General features: G+C 75.0%; 14 protein-coding genes. 6 read left to right on the top strand and 8 right to left on the bottom strand.

Features of this window, described 5'->3' with window-relative positions; all coding sequences use genetic code 11:
- Positions 1-604: 604 nt before the first annotated feature.
- Positions 605-1,405 carry a crotonase/enoyl-CoA hydratase family protein gene (locus ABZ621_RS00595; RefSeq protein ID WP_360599165.1) on the bottom strand — a complete coding sequence of 267 codons (801 nt, stop codon included), beginning with the start codon at positions 1,403-1,405 and terminating at the stop codon, positions 605-607.
- Between the two features lie 169 nt (positions 1,406-1,574).
- Between ABZ621_RS00595 and ABZ621_RS00590 the strand changes: the two genes are divergently transcribed.
- A complete protein-coding gene (locus ABZ621_RS00590) occupies positions 1,575-3,218 on the top strand; it encodes an acyl-CoA synthetase (protein WP_360599163.1) in 1,644 nt (547 codons plus the stop codon).
- A gap of 28 nt (positions 3,219-3,246) precedes the next feature.
- Here the strand turns inward: ABZ621_RS00590 and ABZ621_RS00585 are convergent, their stop codons facing one another.
- Positions 3,247-4,437 carry an alpha/beta fold hydrolase gene (locus ABZ621_RS00585; RefSeq protein WP_360599161.1) on the bottom strand — a complete coding sequence of 397 codons (1,191 nt, stop codon included), beginning with the start codon at positions 4,435-4,437 and terminating at the stop codon, positions 3,247-3,249.
- A 136-nt stretch (positions 4,438-4,573) separates the two neighbouring features.
- Between ABZ621_RS00585 and ABZ621_RS00580 the strand changes: the two genes are divergently transcribed.
- Positions 4,574-5,392 (top strand): pentapeptide repeat-containing protein, encoded by an 819-nt coding sequence (locus ABZ621_RS00580; protein WP_360599159.1) that lies wholly within the window; start codon positions 4,574-4,576, stop codon positions 5,390-5,392.
- Between the two features lie 37 nt (positions 5,393-5,429).
- Here ABZ621_RS00580 and ABZ621_RS00575 read toward each other — a convergent pair whose 3' ends face one another.
- A complete protein-coding gene (locus ABZ621_RS00575; protein WP_360599157.1) occupies positions 5,430-8,762 on the bottom strand; it encodes a BTAD domain-containing putative transcriptional regulator in 3,333 nt (1,110 codons plus the stop codon).
- A 148-nt stretch (positions 8,763-8,910) separates the two neighbouring features.
- Here ABZ621_RS00575 and ABZ621_RS00570 point away from each other — a divergent pair, with 148 nt between their 5' ends.
- Positions 8,911-10,437, top strand: coding sequence for an MFS transporter (locus ABZ621_RS00570; RefSeq protein ID WP_360599155.1), 1,527 nt, complete (start codon positions 8,911-8,913; stop codon positions 10,435-10,437).
- A 23-nt stretch (positions 10,438-10,460) separates the two neighbouring features.
- Here the strand turns inward: ABZ621_RS00570 and ABZ621_RS00565 are convergent, their stop codons facing one another.
- The 3 genes from ABZ621_RS00565 to ABZ621_RS00555 form a co-directional block, all read right to left on the bottom strand.
- On the bottom strand, positions 10,461-11,237 hold the full coding sequence (locus ABZ621_RS00565; RefSeq protein ID WP_360599153.1) for a GNAT family N-acetyltransferase: 777 nt from the start codon (positions 11,235-11,237) through the stop codon (positions 10,461-10,463).
- 75 nt (positions 11,238-11,312) lie between these two features.
- Complete coding sequence (locus tag ABZ621_RS00560; protein ID WP_360599883.1) at positions 11,313-11,852, bottom strand: cupin domain-containing protein; 540 nt, start codon at positions 11,850-11,852, stop codon at positions 11,313-11,315.
- A 31-nt stretch (positions 11,853-11,883) separates the two neighbouring features.
- Positions 11,884-13,122: a cytochrome P450 gene (locus ABZ621_RS00555; RefSeq protein ID WP_360599151.1), complete on the bottom strand. Its 1,239-nt coding sequence runs from the start codon at positions 13,120-13,122 to the stop codon at positions 11,884-11,886.
- 499 nt (positions 13,123-13,621) lie between these two features.
- On the opposite strand from ABZ621_RS00555, the gene paaK reads away from it, so the two are divergent.
- Complete coding sequence (gene paaK, locus ABZ621_RS00550; protein WP_360599149.1) at positions 13,622-14,911, top strand: phenylacetate--CoA ligase PaaK; 1,290 nt, start codon at positions 13,622-13,624, stop codon at positions 14,909-14,911.
- A 133-nt stretch (positions 14,912-15,044) separates the two neighbouring features.
- On the opposite strand, the gene ABZ621_RS00545 is transcribed toward paaK, so the two are convergent.
- Positions 15,045-15,401, bottom strand: coding sequence for a helix-turn-helix domain-containing protein (locus ABZ621_RS00545; RefSeq protein ID WP_169094620.1), 357 nt, complete (start codon positions 15,399-15,401; stop codon positions 15,045-15,047).
- A gap of 92 nt (positions 15,402-15,493) precedes the next feature.
- Between ABZ621_RS00545 and ABZ621_RS00540 the strand changes: the two genes are divergently transcribed.
- Positions 15,494-16,378: an NAD(P)-binding domain-containing protein gene (locus ABZ621_RS00540; protein ID WP_360599147.1), complete on the top strand. Its 885-nt coding sequence runs from the start codon at positions 15,494-15,496 to the stop codon at positions 16,376-16,378.
- 9 nt (positions 16,379-16,387) lie between these two features.
- Here ABZ621_RS00540 and ABZ621_RS00535 read toward each other — a convergent pair whose 3' ends face one another.
- The gene (locus ABZ621_RS00535) at positions 16,388-17,890 is read right to left on the bottom strand and encodes a fatty acyl-CoA synthetase (protein ID WP_360599145.1); all 1,503 of its coding nucleotides are present in this window, start codon (positions 17,888-17,890) and stop codon (positions 16,388-16,390) included.
- Positions 17,891-18,074: 184 nt separating this feature from the next.
- Between ABZ621_RS00535 and ABZ621_RS00530 the strand changes: the two genes are divergently transcribed.
- Positions 18,075-20,513: a penicillin acylase family protein gene (locus ABZ621_RS00530; RefSeq protein ID WP_360599881.1), complete on the top strand. Its 2,439-nt coding sequence runs from the start codon at positions 18,075-18,077 to the stop codon at positions 20,511-20,513.

The following is a 20,513-nucleotide window of genomic DNA, read 5'->3' as shown; positions in this document are numbered from 1 at the left end:
TGGGGCGGACGGAGGTGTGCGGGTGCGGGTGCGGGGCCGTGCGGGTGCGGGGCCGCTGCGCGGGGCCTCTCCCCCACCCCGCCCCTTCCCGGAACCAGGGGCTCCGCCCCCGGACCCCCGTACGACCTTCGGCCGCGTCCTCAAACGCCGGACGGGCTGAACTGCCCGCCTCTCCCGGCGTGCGAGGCACGAAAGCTCGGGCAGCGCCCCGAATCGCCTTACGGCGTTCGAAGCACGGCCCTGAACCGGGCTCGGGGGCCGAGCCCAACCCGCCCCCGCCCGCGTTCGAAGCGCGGAGGCTGGACTGGAATCCGGCCCAGAGCACAAGGCACGGGGTCCGTCCGGGCTTGAGTCCGGGCCGAGCCACTTCCAGCCCGGGCGGCGTTCGAGGCGCGGGGTCCGGGGCGGAGCCCCGTATCCGGCCCCCGGGCCGGAGCAGTGCTCCGGCCCCCTCCCCCGCCGCGCTTCGCGGCGCTGGACCCATCCAGCCTCGTCGGCACGTGCGGCGCGGGTCCGGGGCTGAGTCCCGGTTCCCGGTTCACCGGCGTTTGAGGCGCGGGGCCGGAGGCGGGAGCCCCCGGATCCGGGACGGGCGCGGGGCGGGCTACTCGCGGCGGTAGCGCGGGGGGCGCTTCTCCGTGAAGGCCCTGGCGCCTTCCTTCGCGTCGGCCGTGTCGAAGATCGGCCAGCCTCGTTTCAGCTCCGCCGCCAGGCCCTCCGTCTCCGTCAGTTCGGCCGTCTCGTAGACGGAGGCCTTCACCGCCTCGACGGCCAGGGGGCCGCAGGCGTTGATGCGTTCGGCCAGGTCGAGTGCCGTGTCGAGGGCCTGGCCGTCGGGGACGACGCGCCCGATCAGGCCGATGCGGGCGGCCTCGTCGGCCGTGTAGGGACGGCCGGTGAGGAGCATTTCGAGGGCGTGGGTCCGGGGGATCTGGCGGGGCAGGCGGACGGTGGACCCGCCGATGGGGAAGAGCCCGCGGCGGACCTCGAAGAGGCCGAAGGTGGCGGAGGCGCCGGCGACGCGGATGTCCGTGCCCTGGAGGATCTCCGTACCGCCGGCCACGCACGCGCCCTCGACCGCGGCGATGACGGGCTTGCGCGGCCGGTGGTGGCGGAGCATCGCCTTCCAGTGCAGGTCGGGGTCGGCCCGCATCCGGTCGCGGTGGGCCTCTCCGGCCATGCCCCGGCCGGCGAGGGCCTTGAGGTCCATGCCGGCGCAGAAGGCGCCGCCGGAGCCGGTGAGGACGATCGACCGTACGGCGTCGTCCGCGTCGGCCTCCAGCCAGCCGTCGTAGAGGCCGACGAGCATCGGCAGCGACAGGGCGTTCTTCGCCTCGGGGCGGTTCAGGGTGAGGACGAGCGTGGCGCCTTCGCGCCGCACGGTGAGGTGTTCGGTGCCGGCCATGGGCATGCATCTCCCGTCTCCAGTTCTGGAACAGGTTGCAGGAGTGTCGAAGGCAGTTCAATAGTTTTCTGACACTCAGTCAGATTGTTTGACGCACCCCCTTCCCACCTCGACCCGGCGGCGCTCTAATGACCGCCCGAGTCCGAACGCGCCGGGGTCAGGAGGAACGGTGGAGTACAACCTTGCCGACCTGTTCGAATCGGTCGTGGACGTGGTGCCGGAGCGCGAGGCGCTGGTCTACGTCGACCACCCGGGCACCGGCGCCGAGCGCCGGCTCACCTACGCCGAACTCGACGAGGCGGCCAACCGGCTGGCCCACCACCTCCTCGACGCGGGCGTCCGCCCCGGCGAGCACCTGGGGCTCCACCTGTACAACGGCGTCGAGTACCTCCAGACCGTCCTCGCCTGCCTGAAGGCCAGGATCGTGCCGGTGAACGTCAACTACCGTTATGTCGAAGAGGAGTTGGTCTACCTCTACCGGGACGCGGACCTCACCGCCCTGGTGTACGACGCCGAGTTCACGGACCGCGTGGCGGCGGCCCTGCCCCGGTGCGGGAAACTGCGGCACCTCGTGCGGGTGGGGACCCCGCCCGAGGACGCCGCCGCCCTCGGCTCCGTACCGCTCGAAGAGGCGGAGGCGGCCGCGGAGCCGGGGCGCGGCTTCGCGGCCCGCTCCGGCGACGACCTCTTCATCATCTACACCGGCGGCACCACCGGCATGCCCAAGGGCGTGCTGTGGCGCCAGGAGGACCTGTTCTTCGCCGGCCTCTTCGGCGGGGATCCGGCCGGCGAGCCGGTCAAGCGGCCCGAGGAACTCGCCGAGCGGGTCGCCGCGGGCGGCGCCGGCCTCACCTTCTTCCCCGCGCCGCCCCTCATGCACGGCACCTCCACGCTCACGACCTTCATCGCGTTCCACTACGGCCAGCGGGTCGTCCTGCACCGCAAGTACGTGCCCGAGGAGGTGCTGCGGACCCTGGAGAAGGAGAAGGTGTCCAGCATCTCCCTGGTCGGGGACGCGATGCTGCGCCCGCTGATCGACGCGCTCGCCGGGCCGCAACGGGGCACGGACCTGTCCGCGCTGTTCAGCCTCTCCTCCTCCGGCGCGATCATGTCGGAGACCGTACGGGCGCAGCTGCGCGAGCTGATGCCGAACGTCGTCCTGCTGAACAACTTCGGTTCCACCGAGTCCGGTTCGAACGGCCGGGCCACCGACGACTCCGGCCCCGAGAAGGGCTTCCGGCTGCACGTCAACGAGCGCACGCAGGTCGTCGACCAGGTCACCCTCGCCCCCGTCGCCGTCGGCGCGGTCGGCCGCCTCGCCCAGCGCGGGCACGTGCCGCTCGGCTACTACAACGACCCCGCGAAGACGGCGGAGACCTTCTTCGAGCGGGACGGGGTGCGCTGGGTCCTGCTCGGGGACATGGCCACGGTCGACGCGGACGGCGTGGTGACCGTCCTCGGCCGCGGCTCCCAGTGCATCAACACCGGCGGCGAGAAGGTCTACCCGGAGGAGGTCGAGCAGGCCCTCAAGTCGCACCCCGACGTCTACGACGCGCTGGTCGCGGGCGTGCCGGACGCGACCTGGGGCAGCCACGTGGCCGCCGTCGTCCAGCAGCGCGAGGGCACGGCCCCGCTGGACCTGGCGGCCGTCCAGGACCACTGCCGCCGCCACCTCGCCGGCTACAAGGTGCCCCGCCAGCTGGTCCTCACCGACCGCGTCCAGCGCTCGCCGAGCGGCAAGGCGGACTACCGCTGGGCGAAGGCCGTCGCGACGGAGGCGGACGCGGACGCGGACGCGGAGGGGCGCGACTAGAGCCTCCCGCCCCGGCCGCCAACGGAGCTCAGCCCGTGCCGAACTCCCTGATCGCGGCGAGGAAGGCGGCCGGGCGGGCCTCGTGGATGAGGTGTCCCGCCTCGATGGTGACCAGGCGGGCGTCCGGTACGGCCTCGGCGAGCCCGGCCAGCTGGTCCTGCGGGATGTGGCTGGCCGGGCCGCCGGCCAGCACCAGGGTGGGGGCCGCGATCGCGGGGAGCCCGGCCCGCCAGGCCGGCTCCGGGGCGTTGAGCTGGGCGTCCGTGGTGGGGACGATCTCCCAGTCGAAGGCGAGGCGGCCCTCGGGGCGGTCCGCCACCGGGCGCGGCGGGTCGAGCGGCACGAAGGCCGGCGGCTCCTCCAGGACGAGGCGGCCGACGAGTGCCGGCTCGCGCTGGGCGAGGAGGCACGCGGCGCCGGCGCCCATCGAGTGGGCGACGACGGTCGCGCCGGCGAGGCCGAGCGCCTTGAGGAAACCGCCCAGCTCGTCGCGGAGGACATCGAAGCCGTAACCGCCCGGGCGGTCGCTGAGCCCGTGCCCGCGCAGATCCACCGCGTACACCCGATGGTCGACGGCCAGGTCCTCCATGACCGGACCCCAGGTCGTGGAGGACTCGCCGCGTCCGTGGACCAGGACGACCGGCCGGCCGTCCTCGGGTCCCGCGACCCGGTAGGCGAGCCGCACGCCGTCGACGACGACCGTGCGGACGGCGGGGTCGAGGAAGGCGGCGACCGCGCGGGCGACGGCGTCCGACTCCGCGTCTTCGGGTCCGCGCTCCAGGAAGAGGACCGGAGCGGTGAGCGCGGCGAGCGCCCGCCGGGCCCGCTCCGGGGAGAAGGCGGGATCCGGGCCGGGGCCCGGGGTGACGAGGACGAGGGAGCGGACGCGGTCGGGGTGCAGGGCGGCGTACCGGACGGCGAGTTCGCCGCCCGCCAGGTGGCCGATGAGGTCGATCCGCTCCTGTCCGAGGTGGACGCGGAGAGCGTCGACGGCGGCGGCCGGAAGGGGACGTCCGTCCGCGTCGCGGGAGCGCAGCGTGACGCGGGGCCGCTGCCCGGCGAGCCGCGTCAGCTCCTCCGGTTCCCTCGGATCGCTTGGATCGCTTGGATCGCTTGGATCCCCCGGATCGCCGATCAGGCAGACCAGGGGCCGTCCCGGGCCCTCGCCCCGGACCCGGTAGGCGAGGGCGACTCCGTCGTGTGGCGTGAACGTCGGCATGGTCGTGATCCTCGTCGGGCGGGGCTGCCGGGGCCATCGGTTTCGCGGGGAGCGTGACGGCCACGGCGCCGGCCGGCCACCGGGGGCGCGATACGGTGGGCGGATCGTCTCCGAGCCGTGAAGGAACCGTTCCACCGTGCCCGACACCCGGGAATCCGCCCTGCGCGGCGACTGCGCGCAGTGCTTCGGTCTGTGCTGTGTGGCGCTGCCGTTCGCCAAGTCGGCGGACTTCGCCGTGAACAAGTCCGCCGGCGACCCGTGCCGCAACCTCCAGGACGACTTCCGCTGCGGGATCCACACCCGGCTGCGGCCGAGCGGTTTCCAGGGGTGCACGGTGTACGACTGCTTCGGCGCCGGTCAGCGGGTCTCCCAGGTGACCTTCGGCGGCGTGTCCTGGCGGGAGGCACCGGAGACCGCCCGGCAGATGTACGAGGTCTTCCCGGTGATGCGGCAGCTCCACGAGCTGCTGCGCTACCTCACGGAGGCGCTGGAGCGGCCGGCCGCCCGCCGGATCCACGGCGAGCTGCGCACGGCGCTCGGCCGGGTCGAGGCGCTGACCGCGCTGCCGGCCGCCGAGCTGGAGAAGCTGGACGTCGGCCCCGTGCGGGCCGAGGTCAATCCGCTGCTGCTGCGGACCAGCGAGCTCGTCCGCGCCACGGCGGGCGGCAAGCCGCGCGGCCGGCGGGGCGCGGACCTCATCGGCAAGCGGCTGCGCGGGGCGAAGCTGCGGGGCACCGACCTGCGCGGCGCGCTCCTGATCGCCGCCGACCTGACGGGCGCGGACCTCACCCTGGCGGACCTGATCGGCGCCGACCTGCGGGACGCGGACCTCTCCGGGGCCGTCCTGACGGACGCCCTCTTCCTCACCCAGCCGCAGCTGAACTCGGCGCGCGGCGACGCGAGGACCGTCCTCCCGGACGGCTTCGACCGACCGGCCCACTGGCCGGCGCCCTGAGCCACCCGCCGCCGGCCTGACGGCCAGGGCATGCCGCTCAGGCCGGTTCGTCCGCGCTCCGGTCCCCGTCCGTCTCGGGGCCCAGCTCGACGCCGCGGGCGTACTCCCTCTCGTACGCCTCCGGGCCCAGGGCCGCTCGGGCGCGGGCGGTGACGCGGAGGACGTCGTCGTGCTCGCCCTCCGGGAGGGGGACGCCGACCGAGGCGCGGACGGCGGCCGCCGCGCCGAGGAGGCGGGCCGCGCGGGGCGCGTCGCCGGCCAGGGAGACGGCCCCCGCGAGGCCCTCCAGGCCGAGGGCGAGCGCCCGCGGGTCGCCGGTCGCCCGGGCGGCGGCGAGACCGGAGCGCTGGAGCTGCAGGGCGCGCTCCGCGTCACCGCGCAGTTCGGCGGAGAAGCCGAGCTCGGCGAGGATCAGGGCGGGCATGCCGGGCTCGTAGCCCATGCGGCGGTGGGTTTCGAGGACGTTGCGCATGTGGGCCTCGGCGGCGTCGAGGTCGCCCTCCCTGCGGGCGCCCATGCCGAGGCCGATCTCCGCGTACTGCTCGCCGAAGCTGTCGGTCTGTTCGACGGCGATCCGCCTGGCCCGCTCGTGGAACTCCCGCGCCTCGCCGTACTCCCGGGTGAGCAGGGCGACCCGGCCGAGGCCGGAGAGCTGGAAGGAGACCTCGCGGCGCAGGTCCAACCGGAGCGCGATGTCCAGGCAGACGCGGTGGAGTTCGCCGGCGTACGCGTACTCCCCGACGATCCCGGCGCGCGTCTGGAGCGGCACCATGGCCTGCAACTGGCCCCATTCGTCGCCGAGTCCGCGGAAGATCTCCAGGCTCCGCTCGCCGTCGCGCAGCAAGGAACCGAAGTCGCCGCGGAGTTTGGCGTGGAAGGAGCGGGTGGCGAGGGCCGCCGCCGCTCCCCAGTCGTCGCCCAGCTCCTCGAAGCGGGCGAGTGCGCCGTCGACGAGCCGGGCGCTCGCGGCGGCGTTCCCGATGCCGTAGAGGTGGGAGCCGAGGAACCAGGCGGCGCGGGCCTCCTCCAGCGGGTCGTGGACGTCCTCGTAGGCGTGCAGGGCGGAGCGGTAGTCGGCGTGCGGGTCGGCGCTGCCGCCCGAGGCGAGGCGGACGCCGCCGAGCCAGGCCGTGGCCCGGGCGACGAGCCCGGCGGGCGCCGGGCCGGGGACGGCGAGGGCGGCGGCGAGGGAGCGCTCGGCCTCGGCGCCCCGGCCGCGCAGCCGCCAGTACCAGCAGAGGGCGGTGACGAGCCGGAGCGCGGTCTCGGCCTCCCCGGCGGCGACGGCGGAGTCGAGGGCGCCGCGGAGGTTGGCGGTCTCCTCGTCGAGGCGGCGGAGCCAGTACCCCTGCTCAGCGCCGCGCAGCAGCGGCTCGGCGCGCTCGGCGAGCCGCAGGTAGTGGGCGCGGTGGGCGGCGCGTACGGACTCCGTCTCGCCGGCCTCGCGGAGCCGTTCCGTGCCGTAGGCGGCGACGGATTCGAGGAGGCGGTAGCGGACGGCGCCGTCGTCACCGGCGGGGGCGGCGACGACGAGGGAGGCGTCGACGAGCCGGGCGAGGTGGTCGAGGACGGCAGCGGGGTCGAGGACGGCGGCCGGGTCCCCCACGGCAGCCGGGTCGCGGACGGCGGCGGGGTCGGGTCCCGTGGCGCAGACCTCCTCGGCGGCGTCGAGGGCGCAGCCGTCGGCGTGGACGGAGAGGCGGCGCAGGACGGCCCGCTCGCCGGGGCCGAGGAGGTCCCAGCTCCAGTCGAGGACCGAGCGGAGGGTCCGTTGCCGGGCCGGGGCGTCGCGGGAGCCGACGGCGAGCAGCCGGAAGCGGTCGTCGAGCCGTGCGGCGACCTCGCGGACGCCGAGGGCGCGGACCCGGGTGGCGGCCATCTCCAGGGCGAGCGGGATCCCGTCGAGGCGGCGGCAGATCGCCGCGACGGCGCCGGCGGTGACGGCGTCCAGGGTGAAGCCGGGCGCGGCGGCGGTGGCCCGGGCGACGAACAGCTCCACCGCGCCGAAGCGCGCCGCCTCCGCCGGGTCGAGGTGCTCCCCCGCCTCGGGGCGGGGCAGCGGCGGGACCTCGCGGAGGTGCTCGCCGGTGAGGCCGAGCGGGACCTGGCTGGTGGCGAGGATCCGCAGTGCGGGCGCGGCGGCGAGGAGCCGGGCGGCGAGCGCGGCGACGGGCTCGACGACGTGCTCGCAGTTGTCGAGGACGAGGAGGGCGGGGGCGTCGCCGAGGGCGCGGGCGATCCGCTCGACGAGCGGCAGCGGGTCGGTGCCCGGGGCGGGCGGCACGTCGTCGCGGACGCCGACGGCGCGCCCGACGGCCTCCGGGACCTCCGCCAGCGCGGTCGCCCGGCGCCGTTCGCCGCCCGCGCGGTCCAGGGCGGCCAGCTCCACGAGCCGTACCCCGCCGGGGAAGGCGTCCGTCGCGCGGGCGGCGGCGAGGGCGAGACGGGTCTTGCCGACGCCGCCGGAGCCGGTGAGGGTGACGAGCCGTCCGGTGCGGAGCAGGGCGCCGAGCTCCTCGACGTCGTCGTCGCGTCCGATCAGGCCGGTGAGCGCGGCGGGCACGGCCGAGGGGGCGGGCGCGGGTGCGGGCGCGGGCGTCGGCACCGGCCTCGGCGCGGGGTTCAGGTCGGCGGACTGGGTGAGGATCGCCCGGTGCAGGGCGGTCAGTTCGGGCCCGGGGTCGACGCCCAGCTCGTCCGCGAGCCGGACGCGCACCTCCTCGTATCCGGTCAGCGCCTCGCTCTGCCGGCCGGAGAGGTAGAGGGCGCGGAGGTGGACGGCGCGCAGCCGCTCGCGGAGCGGGTGCAGGCCGACCGCGTCGCCCAGTTCGTCGGCGACCTCGACGTGCAGGCCGAGGGCGAGGCGGGTCTCGGCGCGCTCCTCCAGGGCGGAGAGCCGCTGCTCCTCCAGGCGGGCGGCGGTGGCGCGGACGAACTCCTCGTCTGCGAAGTCGGCGAGGACGGGGCCGCGCCACTCGGCGAGCGCGTCGCCGAGGAGGGCGGCGCGGGCGGCGGGGTCCTCGGTGAGGCGGGCGCGCTCGGCGAGGGCGCGGAAGCGGTCGGCGTCGACGCTGCCCGGGGGCGCTTCGAGGACGTAGCCGGGCGGGCGGGAGACCAGGAGCGCCTTGGCGCCGGGCTCGGCCTCCTCCAGGGCCCTGCGCAGCCGCCACACCTTGTTCTGCAGCACGTGGGCGGGGCGGGCGGGCGGGTCGTCGGGCCACACCTCGTCGACGATCCGGTCGGCGGGCACCGCCTCGCCGCGGTGGGTCAGGAGGCAGGCGAGCAGGGCGCGGACCTTCGCCTCGGGGACCGCGACCGCCGTCCCGTCCTCCGTCCACACGGCCAGCGGCCCCAGCACTCCGAAACGCATGCCCGCCACCCTAGATCACCCCCGGAGGGCGATCGCGGCGAGCACCTGGAGGCGCCGGGAGGGGACCGGGAGAGAACCGAGAGGAAGCCGAGAGCGCCGCCCCGCAGGCTCGTCCCGAAGTCACCGTCACAGCAAGGAAGGGACGACCATGTCCGTCATCTCACCGGTGGGCGCCGAGCGGCTCGCGGGGCGCCGGGAGTGGGCGGGGCTCGCCGTGCTGGCGCTGCCCACGCTGCTCATCTCGCTCGACCAGAGCGTGCTGTTCCTGGCGCTGCCGCACCTCGCGGAGTCGCTGCGGCCGACCGGCACCCAGTCCTTGTGGATCATGGATGTGTACGGGTTCCTCATCGCCGGCTTCCTGATCACGATGGGCGCGCTCGGCAACCGGATCGGGCGGCGCAGGCTGCTGCTCGTGGGGGCCGTGGCGGTGGCGCTGACCTCGCTGCTCGCCGCGTACGCGACCAGCGCGGAGATGCTCATCGCGGCCCGGGCGCTGCTCGGTGTCGCGGCGGCGACGCTGATGCCGTCGACGCTCGCGCTGATCAACAGCATGTTCCACGACGCGGGGCAGCGGGGGCGGGCGATCGCCGTGTGGGCCGGGTGCTTCATGGCGGGCACGGCGCTGGGGCCGGTGGTCGGCGGTCTGCTGCTCGAACGCTTCTGGTGGGGCTCGGTCTTCCTCATCGGGGTGCCGGTGATGCTGGTGCTGCTGGTCGCGGCGCCCCGGCTGCTGCCGGAGTACAAGGAGCCGGGCGGCGGTCCGCTGGACCTGCTGAGCGTGGTCCTGTCGCTGGGCGCGGTGCTGCCGGTGATCCACGGGCTGAAGGAGCTGGCCCGGCACGGCTGGTCGCCCGTGGCGCTGCTGACGATCGTGGCGGGCGCGGCCGTCGGGACGGCGTTCGTGACGCGGCAGCGGCGGCTCGCGCATCCGCTGCTCGACCTGGGGCTGTTCCGTGGGCGGGGGTTCACGGCGGCGCTGGCGATCCTGCTGGTCTCGATGGTCGCCACCGGCGGGGGCTACCTCTTCATCACCGGCTATCTCCAGCTGGTGGCGGGCCTCTCGCCGATGGAGGCGGGCCTGTGGATGGTGCCGTCGGCGGTCGCGTCGATCGTGGCGGCGCAGCTGGCCCCGACGCTCGCCCGGCGCTTCCCGGTGTACCTGGTGGTCGCCGGCGGTCTGCTCGTGGCGGCCGCGGGGTACGGGCTGCTGGTGCTGGCGGGGCCGGTGGGCGGGTTGCCGCTGCTGGTCGCCGGTTTCGTGGCGGCGTTCTTCGGCGGCGGTCCGATCGGGGCGCTGGGTACGGCCCTGGTGGTGGGTTCGGCGCCGCCCGAGCGGGCCGGTTCTGCGGCGGCGCTCTCCTCGGTCTGCGGCGACCTCGGCGCGGCGCTGGGCGTGGCGCTCCTCGGCAGCCTCGGCACCGCCGTCTACCAGGGCACGGTGACGACCCCCGAGGGCCTGTCGCCGCAGCTCAAGGAGGCGGTCCTGAACGGCGCGGACACGGCGGTGGTCGCCGCGCAGGCCCTCCCGGCGGGGGCCGCGGAGCAGGCCGCCCGGGTGCTCGACGCGGCCCGGGAGGCGTACACGAACGGCGTGAACACGGTCGGCGCCGTCTGCGCGGTGATCGCCCTCGGCTGCGCCGCCCTGGCGGTGACCGCGCTCCGCAAGGCGTCCTGACGGCGCCTCGGCCCGTGAGCGCCTCAGGCGTGCACGTACGGGGTGGTCGTGGTGAGCGGGACGAAGCCGAGCCGCTGGAGGATCGGGCGGCTCGTGGGGGCGGCGTCGACCTGGAGCCAGCCGTGGCCGTGAGCGGCGGCGACGCGGGCGCGATGGGCGACGAGGGCGCGGTAGAGGCCCCGGCCCCGCCACTCCTCGACGGTGCCGCCGCCCCACAGGCCGGCGAAGTCGGTGCCCGGGTAGAGCTCCAGACGGGCCGCGCTGACCGGGACCCCGTCGGCGAGGGCGAGGACGGCGGTGACGGTGCCGGGGTCGGCGGCGAGCCGGTCCAGGAGGCGGCGGCCGAGGTCGGAGCTGTCGGTGCCGAAGGCCCTCTCGTGGACCTCGACGACCTGGCGTACGCCTTCCGGGTCGGTGACGTCGCGGAGTTCGATGCCGTCCGGCAGTGCGACGGCGCCGCCCTGCGCGGCCGCCTCCGCGACGAGCAGCGTCTCCGGTTCCTCGGCCTCGAAGCCGGCGGCCAGGAGCCGTGCGCCGAGGTCGGCGGGCCCGTCGTGGCCGTACAGCTTCCACTCGAAGGGGACGCCCTCCGCGCGGTAGTGGGCGAGCTGGGCGGCGATGGCCGCGTCGGCGGTGCCGTCGTCGAGCCCCGACCAGAGGACGCCGTTCCAGGCGTGGGCGGGTCCGGTCTGGCGGACGACGGCGCCGGCGCGCTCGATCCGGCAGCCGGGCCCGTCGGGCCGCGCCGCCCGCCGCAGCTGGTCGTCGTACAGGGCGAGGAGAGTGTGTGCGTGGTTCATCGCGGCCATTCAAGGACGCGGCGCGGTGGCGGGCAACGCCTTTTCCGGGGCCGCGGCTCCCGACCGGCCGGCCGCTCAGCCGGTCTCCTCGTGCCGCAGCGGGGTGATCTGCTCGATGTCGTACCGGACGCGGAGCCGTTCGATGGCGGCGTGGTCGACCTCGCGGCCCTCGCCCGCCTCCGCGAGGATCTCCATCAGCTCCTCGAAGTAGCGCTCGTGGTCGGGCGGCGGGGACGCCTGGAAGAGCATCCGGGCCGGGGCGCCCGTCGGGTTGGCGAAGGCGTGCGGGCAGCCGGGCGGCACGAGGATGAGGGTGCCGGGGGTGGCCCGTACCGCACGCTCCCCCGAGGCCGACTCCCACTCCCGCCAGCTGTCCCGGGTGCGGACGAGCGGTTCGAAGGCGAGGACGTCGAGTTCGCCGTCGAGGAGGTAGAACAGCTCCTCGCTGCGGCCGTGGGCGTGGGCGCCGACGTCGAAGCCGGGCGGGACGACGACCTCGAAGGTGGAGGCCGTACGGGTGTGCTCGCCGGTCACCTTGAAGGTGACGTGCTGGGCGGCGGTGGCGAGGGTTCGGCCGTGTCCGGGCGGGACGACGAGGCCGCCGGCGGCTCCGATGGCGGTGGCAGTCACGGGGGCACCCCTTCCGTCACCAGGTCACGGGAAGGGTCTCGGGGCCCCGGATGAGCGCGCCGCGCTGCCAGCGGAGCTCCTCCTCGGGGACGGCGAGCCGCAGGCCGGGGAAGCGCGTCCACAGGGAGCCGAGGAGGATCTCGGACTCCATGCGGGCGAGGGTGGCGCCGGGACAGTAGTGGGGGCCGTGGCCGAAGGCGACGTGCGGGTTGTAGGCGCGGTCGAAGTCGAGCCGGTCCGGCTCGGCGAAGACCTCCGGGTCGCGGTTGGCCGCCAGGTACGAGACGTAGACGGGGTCGCCGGCCGGGATGCGGACCCCGCCGACCTCGACGTCCTCCATGGCGATCCGGGAGAGGCCGACGGCGTTGCGGTGCGGGATGTACCGGAGCAGCTCGTCGACGGCCTGCGGGATCAGTCCGGGCTCGGCCTGGAGTCTGGCCAGGTGCTCGGGGTGGGTGAGGAGCGCGAAGACCATGTTGGCGCTGTTGTTGCGGACGGCGTGCGCCCCGCCGATCTGGATGAGGACGGCGAGGCCGACGGCCTCCTCCTCGGTGAGGGTGCCGTCGGCGACGGCCTCGGCGAGGACCGCCGCGAGCTGGTCGCTGTCGGCGCCGTGCTCGCCGGCGATGAGGTCGGTGAAGTACCGGCCCATCTCGTCCTTGGCCCGCTCGCTGGCCTCCCGTCCCGCGCCGGCCGAGATGATGGTGTCGGACCAGTGGGCCATGAGGGCGTGGTCGGTGGCGGGGACGCCCATGAGCTCGCTGACCATGGCGAGCGGGAAGGGCCGGTTGAGCGCCGCCATGAGGTCGACGCCGCTGCCGTCCCGGCCTCCCGGGCCCTGCTCCGCCATCCGGTCCAGCAGGCCGTCCATGACGGTCTGGGCGTGGTCGCGCAGCGAGCGCAGCGCGCGGGCGCTGAAGGCGCGGGCGACGACGCGGCGCATCCGGGTGTGGTCCGGCGGGTCGGCGAAGCCGACGGCGTCGGCCATGGGGATGAAGTGGGGGGCGAGGCGGGTGACCTGGCGGCCCCAGACGGCCTGCCGGCTGAAGCGGGGGTCGACGGTGACGAACTTGACGTCCTCGTAGCGGGTGACGAGCCAGGCGTGGCCCTCGCCGTGCGGGAGGCGGACCCGGGTGACCGGGTCCTCGTGGAGGAGCCTGGCGAGCATCGGGTCGAAGTCGAGGCCGGTGAGGTCGGGCACGGCCCAGAAGTGCACCTGGGGGGTGTCGGCGGTGCCGGGGGCGGTGGTGGTCACGGCGTCACCCCGGTGGGGGCGGGCGGGTGCGGTACGGGCATGGCGGTCGCTTTCGTCCGGGCGCGCGGGCGGACCCGCCGGTCCTGGCGCGACCGGCGGGGGTGCGGGGCCGCGGGGCCCCGGCTGGTCCCACGGTCCCCGGGGCCCCTGGCCCGTATGCGTACGCCCCCGGGAACCCACCCCATGGGGTGACGACGGCACGCCCACTCGCCGACGGCCGGACGGTGGGAGGGAAGGGGGGAGGCCGGGGCACGGGCGGACGCTGCCGCCGGGTCGCCGGTCGCCGGTCGCCGGTCGCCGGTCGCCGGTCGACGGTCGACGGTCGACGGTCGACGGTCGACGGTCGACGGTCGACGGGAAAAGTGGTGCCCGGCCCCTTGCCAAACCCCTCCCCGGGGACGTTTTACTGGCCACCACACGTATCTACCGAATGATCGGTCGTCCGTTTTCGCGTGGGTGCGCGCCGGGCGGCCGGCCGGGCGCGGAGGAGTGGCGGCGCATGAAGGAACTGGCGGACGGCGGCGAACGGCTCGGGCGCGAGGAGCTGGCGGCGCTCCAGCTGGAGCGGCTGCGGGACACGCTGCGGCACGCGTACGCGCACGTGGACTTCCACCGGCGCGCCTTCGACGCGGCCGGGGTGCATCCGGACGACTGCCGCTCGCTCGCCGACCTGGCCCGCTTCCCCTTCACCACCAAGGCGGACCTGCGCGACCACTACCCCTTCGGGATGTTCGCCGTCGACCGCTCGCGGATCCGCCGGATCCACGCCTCCAGCGGCACCACCGGCCTGCCGACGGTGGTCGGCTACACGGAGGGGGACCTGGACGTGTGGGCCGACGTCGTGGCGCGCTCACTGCGCGCGGCCGGCGCCCGTCCCGGCCACCGGGTCCATGTGGCGTACGGCTACGGCCTGTTCACCGGCGGCCTCGGCGCCCACTACGGCGCGGAGCGCCTCGGCTGCACGGTCATCCCGGCCTCCGGCGGCATGACGGCCCGTCAGGTCAGGCTGATCCAGGACTTCGAGCCCGAGATCATCATGGTGACGCCCAGTTACATGCTCACGCTCCTCGACGAGTTCGAGCGTCAGGGCGTGGATCCCCGCTCGACCTCGCTGAAGGTGGGCGTCTTCGGGGCGGAGCCGTGGACGGAGGCGATGCGCGCGGAGATCGAGGAGCGGTTCGCCATCGACGCGGTCGACATCTACGGCCTGTCGGAGGTGATGGGACCCGGCGTGGCGCAGGAGTGCGTGGAGACCAAGGACGGACTCCACATCTGGGAGGACCACTTCTATCCCGAGATCGTGGACCCGATCACCGGCGAGGTGCTCCCGGACGGCGAGGAGGGCGAGCTGGTCTTCACCTCGCTCACCAAGGAGGCCATGCCGGTGATCCGTTACCGCACCCGGGACCTGACCCGGCTTCTCCCGGGCACCGCGCGGCCCGCGTTCCGGCGGATGGAGAAGGTGACCGGCCGCAGCGACGACATGATCATCCTGCGCGGGGTGAACCTCTTCCCCACCCAGATCGAGGAGATCGTGCTCCGCACCCCCGCCGTCGCCCCGCACTTCCAGCTCCGCCTGACCCGGGAGGGCCGCCTCGACGCCCTCACCGTGCGCGCGGAGGCCCGCGCCGACGCGACGCCCGAGGCCCGCGCGGAGGCGGCCCGGGCGATCGCGACGGCGGTGAAGGACGGCATCGGCGTCTCGGTCGGGGTCGAGGTGGTCGACCCCGAGACGCTGGAGCGGTCCGTCGGCAAGCTGAAGCGGATCGTGGACCTGCGGAAGGACTGACCGAACCGCGCGGACGGCCACCGGGCACCCACTCGGGTACCCACTTTTTAGTGGGTACTTGTCGCCGTCCGGGCACCGGGAGAGAGTGGTGACGTCCACAGGGACGGCGCCTCACGGATCCGGAGGGAGTGAGTCAGGAGGCGGCGCGTCGCGCCTCGGCCAGCCAGTCGAGGTGTCCGTGGCCCCAGTCGGACAGCGGGGCCAGCACCCTCGACAGCGCGAGACCCTGCTCGGTCAGCGAGTAGACGGTCTTGAGCGGCACGACATCGTGCGTCTCGCGGTGCACGATCCCGTCCTCCTCCATCTCGCGCAGGGCCTGGGTCAGTACCTTCTCGCTGAGCCTCGGCACCTTCCGGCGCAGTTCGCCGGGCCGGTGCGGCCCCGATTCGAGCAGCCACAGCAGCGTGGTCTTCCATTTGCCGTCGATCACCGAGATCGCGGCGGCCACACCGCAGATCCCCTCGTGGTCGTCGAGACCGATGCGCGCCATCTCGTCCCTCTCGCGTTCGTGTGCGGCCGGGCCTCCCCGCGCCGCGTCGCCCCACCCACCCTATTCCGTTTTCACTGCACAGGAGTTCCCGCATGTCCGCCACCCAGCAGTCCGCCGTCACCGTCCTCGGCCTCGGCCCGATGGGCCGCGCCCTGGCCGGCGCCTTCCTCGCGGGCGGAGTCCGCACCACGGTCTGGAACCGCACGCCCGGCCGGGAAGGCGACCTGGTCGAGCGCGGCGCCACCGTCGCGGCCAGCGCCGCCGAGGCCGTGGCCGCGAGCCCGGTGACCGTGATCTGCATGGTCAACTACGACGCCACGGACGCGGTGCTGCGGCAGGACGCCGTCACGGACGCGCTCAAGGGCCGCGTCCTGGTGAACCTCTCCGCCGACACGCCCGGCCGCGCCCGGGACACCGGCGCGTGGGCCGCCGAGCACGGCATCGACTACCTCGACGGCGCCATCATGACGCCGGCCGTCACGATCGGCTCGCCGGCCGGCGTGTTCCTCTTCAGCGGCCCGTCCGACACGTACGGCGAGCACCGCGTGGTCCTCGACGCGCTGAACGGCACCCACACCCACCTCGGTGACGAGGTCTCCCGCGCGGCGGCCTTCGACATCGCGCTCCTCGACATCTTCTGGACGTCGATGGCCGGGTACGTGCACGCCATGGCGCTCGCCGACGCGGAGGGCATCACGCCGCGCGAGCTGGCCCCGTTCGCGGTGGGCATCGCGCAGATCCTGCCGCCGCTCTTCGAGGAGCTCGCCGGCGACGTGCAGGACGGCACCTACTCCGGCGCGATCAACCCGGTGACGTCGGCCGTCTCGACGATGGCGCACATCGTGCACGCCGCCGAGGACCACGCCATCGACTCGAACGTCATGCGCGCGGTCGAGGGCCTCGCCCGCCGCACCGTGGCCCTCGGCCACGGCACGGACGGCTTCTCCCGCGCCGCCGAGGTGCTGCGCCGGCGCTGAGCCGGCCGGTCAGGCCCCCGCGTAACGGTCGCGCAGCTCCCGCTTGAGGATCTTGCCGCTGGCGTTGCGGGGCAGGGCGTCGGCGAAGACGATCCGCTTGGGGGCCTTGAAGGAGGAGAGGCGGTCGCGGGCGTGGGCGAGGAGTTCCGCCTCGGTGACCTCGCCGCGCGGGACGACCACGGCGGTGACCGCCTCGATCCAGCGGTCGTCGGGGAGGCCGATCACGGCTGTCTCGGCGACCGCCGGATGCGTGTACAGGGCGTCCTCGACCTGGCGGGAGGCGACCAGCACCCCGCCGGAGTTGATGACGTCCTTCACCCGGTCGACGATGGTCAGATAGCCGTCGGCGTCGCGGACGGCGAGGTCGCCGGAGCGGAACCAGCCGTCGCGGAAGGCGGCGGCGGTCTCCTCCGGCTTGGCCCAGTAGCCCTCGCAGAGCTGCGGGGAGCGGTAGACGATCTCGCCCGGGGTGCCGTCGGGGACGTCCGCGCCGTCCTCGTCGACGACCCGGGCCTCGACGTGCCGCACGGGCCGACCGCAGGAGTCCATCCGGCCCTCGTGCTCGTCGGGGCCGAGGACGGTGGCGAGCGGGCCGATCTCCGACTGGCCGAAGCAGTTGAAGAAGGCGAGTCCGGGGAGGTGTCCGCGCAGCCGCTCCAGGACGGGCACGGGCATGATCGAGGCGCCGTAGTACGCCTTGCGCAGCGCGGACAGCTCCCGCTTCTCGAAGCCGGGGTGGTCGGCGAGGGCGATCCACACGGTCGGCGGGGCGAAGAGGCTGTCCGCGCGGCCCGCCTCGACCAGCCCGAACAGGGTCTCCGGGTCCGGCCCTTCGAGGATCGTGTTCTCCGCGCCGACCGCCAGGTAGGGCAGCAGGAAGACGTGCGTCTGGGCCGAGTGGTAGAGCGGCAGCGCGTGTACGGGCAGGTCGTCCTCGGCGAGACCGAGCGCCTCGATCGCGCTCTCGTACTCGTGGACGAGCGCCCGGTGGGTCATCATCGCGCCCTTGGGGAGGGCGGTGGTGCCCGAGGTGTACAGCAGCTGCACGAGGTCGCGGGGATCGCTGTCGGAGTCGTACGGCTCCGGTGCCGCGAGCGCGTCAAGGAGCGAGCCCGGCGCGTCCCGCAGCGCCCTGACCCGCACGCCGGCGGGGATCCGGCCGGCGAGCCCGGGATCGGCGAGGACGAGGGAACTCCCCGACTGGTCCAGGAGGTAGCCGAGGTCGTCGCCGGTCAGGTGGTGGTTCACCGGGACGTGGACGAGGCCCGCGCGGGCGCAGGCCAGGAAGGCGATCAGATACGCGTCGGAGTTGTGGCCGTACGTGGCGACCCGGGCGCCCGGCACCACTCCCGGCTCGCGGCGCAGCACGGCCGCGGCGGTGGAGACGGCGGCGTCCAGCTCGGCGTAGGTCCAGGCGCGGTCCGCGTAGCGCAGGGCGGTCCGCTCGGGGACGCGTTCGGCGCTGGCGCGCAGCACGCCGTCGACGGTGCGGGTGAGGAGTCCTCGTTCCATGGCTGGATCCTCGGCGCGGCGGTGCGGCGGGTCAAGTACCGCGACCCGACGGCGAGCTGAGCGCACACCTCCCCGCCTCGGATACCGAACGGGATGTTGACAGGGCGGGTGCTTGCTGACTGGATGTCCCAACCGGCTCCGGCCACCGGCCCGTTGGGAGGCACCCTTGCGCAACCGCAGCTTCATCGCCCGCCGTTCCCGGAGACGTCTGGCGCTGGTGGGCGCCGCGCTCGCCGCCGTCACCGCGGGCCTGCTGCCCGGGGCGGCGGCGGCCGATCCGGGCGTGCGGGGCGGCGAGCACCGGCCGTCCGACCGGGGCCTCGACGCCGTCATCCGGTACACCGAGTACGGCGTGCCGCACATCCTCGCCGACGACTACGCCGGCCTGGGCTTCGGCACGGGCTGGGCGCAGGCCGCCGACCAGGTGTGCGTGCTGGCCGACGGCTTCGTGACCGTGAACGGCGAGCGCTCGCGCCACTTCGGGGCCTCCGGCGCGCCGGACGGCTCGCTCTCCTCCGCGACCTCGAACCTCTCCAGCGACCTGTACTTCCGGGGCGTCAGGGAGGCCGGGACGGTCGAGGAGCTGCTGCGCACGCCGGCTCCGGCGGGTCCGAGCCGGGAGCTGAAGGAGCTGATGCGCGGGTGGGCGGCCGGGTACAACGCCTGGCTGCGGAAGAACCGGATCACGGATCCGGCGTGCGCGGACGCCGCCTGGGTGCGGCCGGTGACGGCCCTGGACGTGGCCCGGCGCGGCTTCGCCGTCGCGGTGCTCGGCGGTCAGGGCCGTGCGGTCGACGGCATCACGGCGGCGCGCCCGCCGGCGGTGCCCGCCGCGCCCGACGCGAGAGCCGCCCTCGCCGCGACCGACGCGACGACGACGCCGGTGCCGGACGTCGACCCGGAGCGTGCGGCGGAGGCGGCGCGGGCGCTGTTCGCGCCCGAGAACGCCACCATGGGCTCCAACGCGGTCGCGTTCTCAGGCGCGACGACGGCGAACGGGCGGGGACTGCTGCTCGGCAACCCGCACTACCCGTGGCACGGCGGCCGCCGCTTCTGGCAGTCGCAGCAGACCATCCCCGGCGAACTGAACGTCTCCGGCGCCTCGCTGCTCGGCACCACCGTCGTCAACATCGGCTTCAACGACAAGGTCGCCTGGAGCCACACCGTGGCCACCGGTGTGCCGATGAACCTCCACCAGCTGACGCTGGTGCCCGGCGACCCGACCGCGTACCTGGTGGACGGGAAGCCGGAGCGGATGACCGCGCGCACGGTGACGGTGGCGGACCGGGACGGCACGCCGGTCACCCGTACCCAGTGGTGGACCCGGTACGGCCCGGTGACCGGCGGGCTCGGCGCGAGCCTGCCGCTGCCGTGGACGGCGACCACCGCCTACGCGCTCAACGACCCGAACGCGGCGAACCTGCGCGGCTCCGACACCGCGCTCGGCTTCGCCCGGGCCCGCTCCACCCGGGACGTCGCCGAGACGCTGCGCCGCACCCAGGGCCTGCCGTGGGTGAACACGATCGCCGCGGACTCGTCCGGGCACAGCTACTTCGGCCAGTCGCAGGTGCTGCCCCGGATCACCGACGAGCTGGCGGAGCGCTGCTCCACCCCGCTCGGCCGGGTCGTCTATCCGGCGTCGGGCGTCGCCGTCCTCGACGGCTCGCGGACGGAGTGCGCGCTCGGCTCGGACCGGGACGCGGTGCAGCCGGGCATCTTCGGGCCGTCGCGGATGCCGGTGCTGCGGGACGCGCCGTACGCGGTGAACTCCAACGACAGCGCCTGGCTGACCCACGCGGAACGCCCGCTGACCGGGTACGAGCGGGTCTTCGGCACGCTCGCGACGCCGCGTTCGCTGCGGACCCGGGGCGGGATCGAGGACGTGGCGGGGATGGCGGCCCGGGGCCGGCTGACCGTGGCGGACCTCCAGCGGCAGCAGTTCGCGAACCGGGTCCCGGCCGCGGACCTGGCGGCGGCGGACGTGGCCGCGGCCTGCCCGGCGGCGCTGCCGGCGGAGCCGGAGGCGTGCCGGGTGCTCGCCGCCTGGGACCGGACGATGGACTCGGACAGCCGGGGCGCGCTGCTCTTCGACCGGTTCTGGCGGAAGCTCACGGCCTCGGTGCCGGCGGCACAGCTGTGGAAGGTGCCGTTCTCGGCGGCGGACCCGGTGCGGACCCCGCGCGGAATCGACACGGCCTCGGCCGGCTTCGCGAAGGCGCTGGCGGACGCGGTGGCGGAGCTGCGTACGGCGGGGATCGCGCTCGACGCGCCGCTGCGGGACCACCAGTTCGTCGTACGCGGCGGGGAGCGGATCCCGGTGAGCGGGGGCACCGAGTCGCTGGGCGTCTGGAACAAGACGGAGGCGGTGTGGAACGCGGCGGGCGGCGGCTACATCGAGGTCGCGCACGGCACGAGCCACGTGCAGGCGGTCGGCTGGGACGGCGGGCGCTGCCCGGTGGCCCGCACCCTGCTCACGTACTCCCAGTCCTCGAACCCGGCCTCGCCGCACCACGCCGACCAGACGAGGCTGTTCGCGGGCGAGCGCTGGGTGACCTCCCGGTTCTGCGAGAGGGACATCCTGCGCTCGCCCGCGCTGCGGGTGGTGCGGGTCGGGGAGCGGTGA

Source organism: Streptomyces sp. NPDC007863, from assembly GCF_040633895.1.
Taxonomy (GTDB): domain Bacteria; phylum Actinomycetota; class Actinomycetes; order Streptomycetales; family Streptomycetaceae; genus Streptomyces.
Note: the sequence above shows the minus strand (reverse complement) of the source record. Positions and strands in the feature narration are given on the sequence as shown.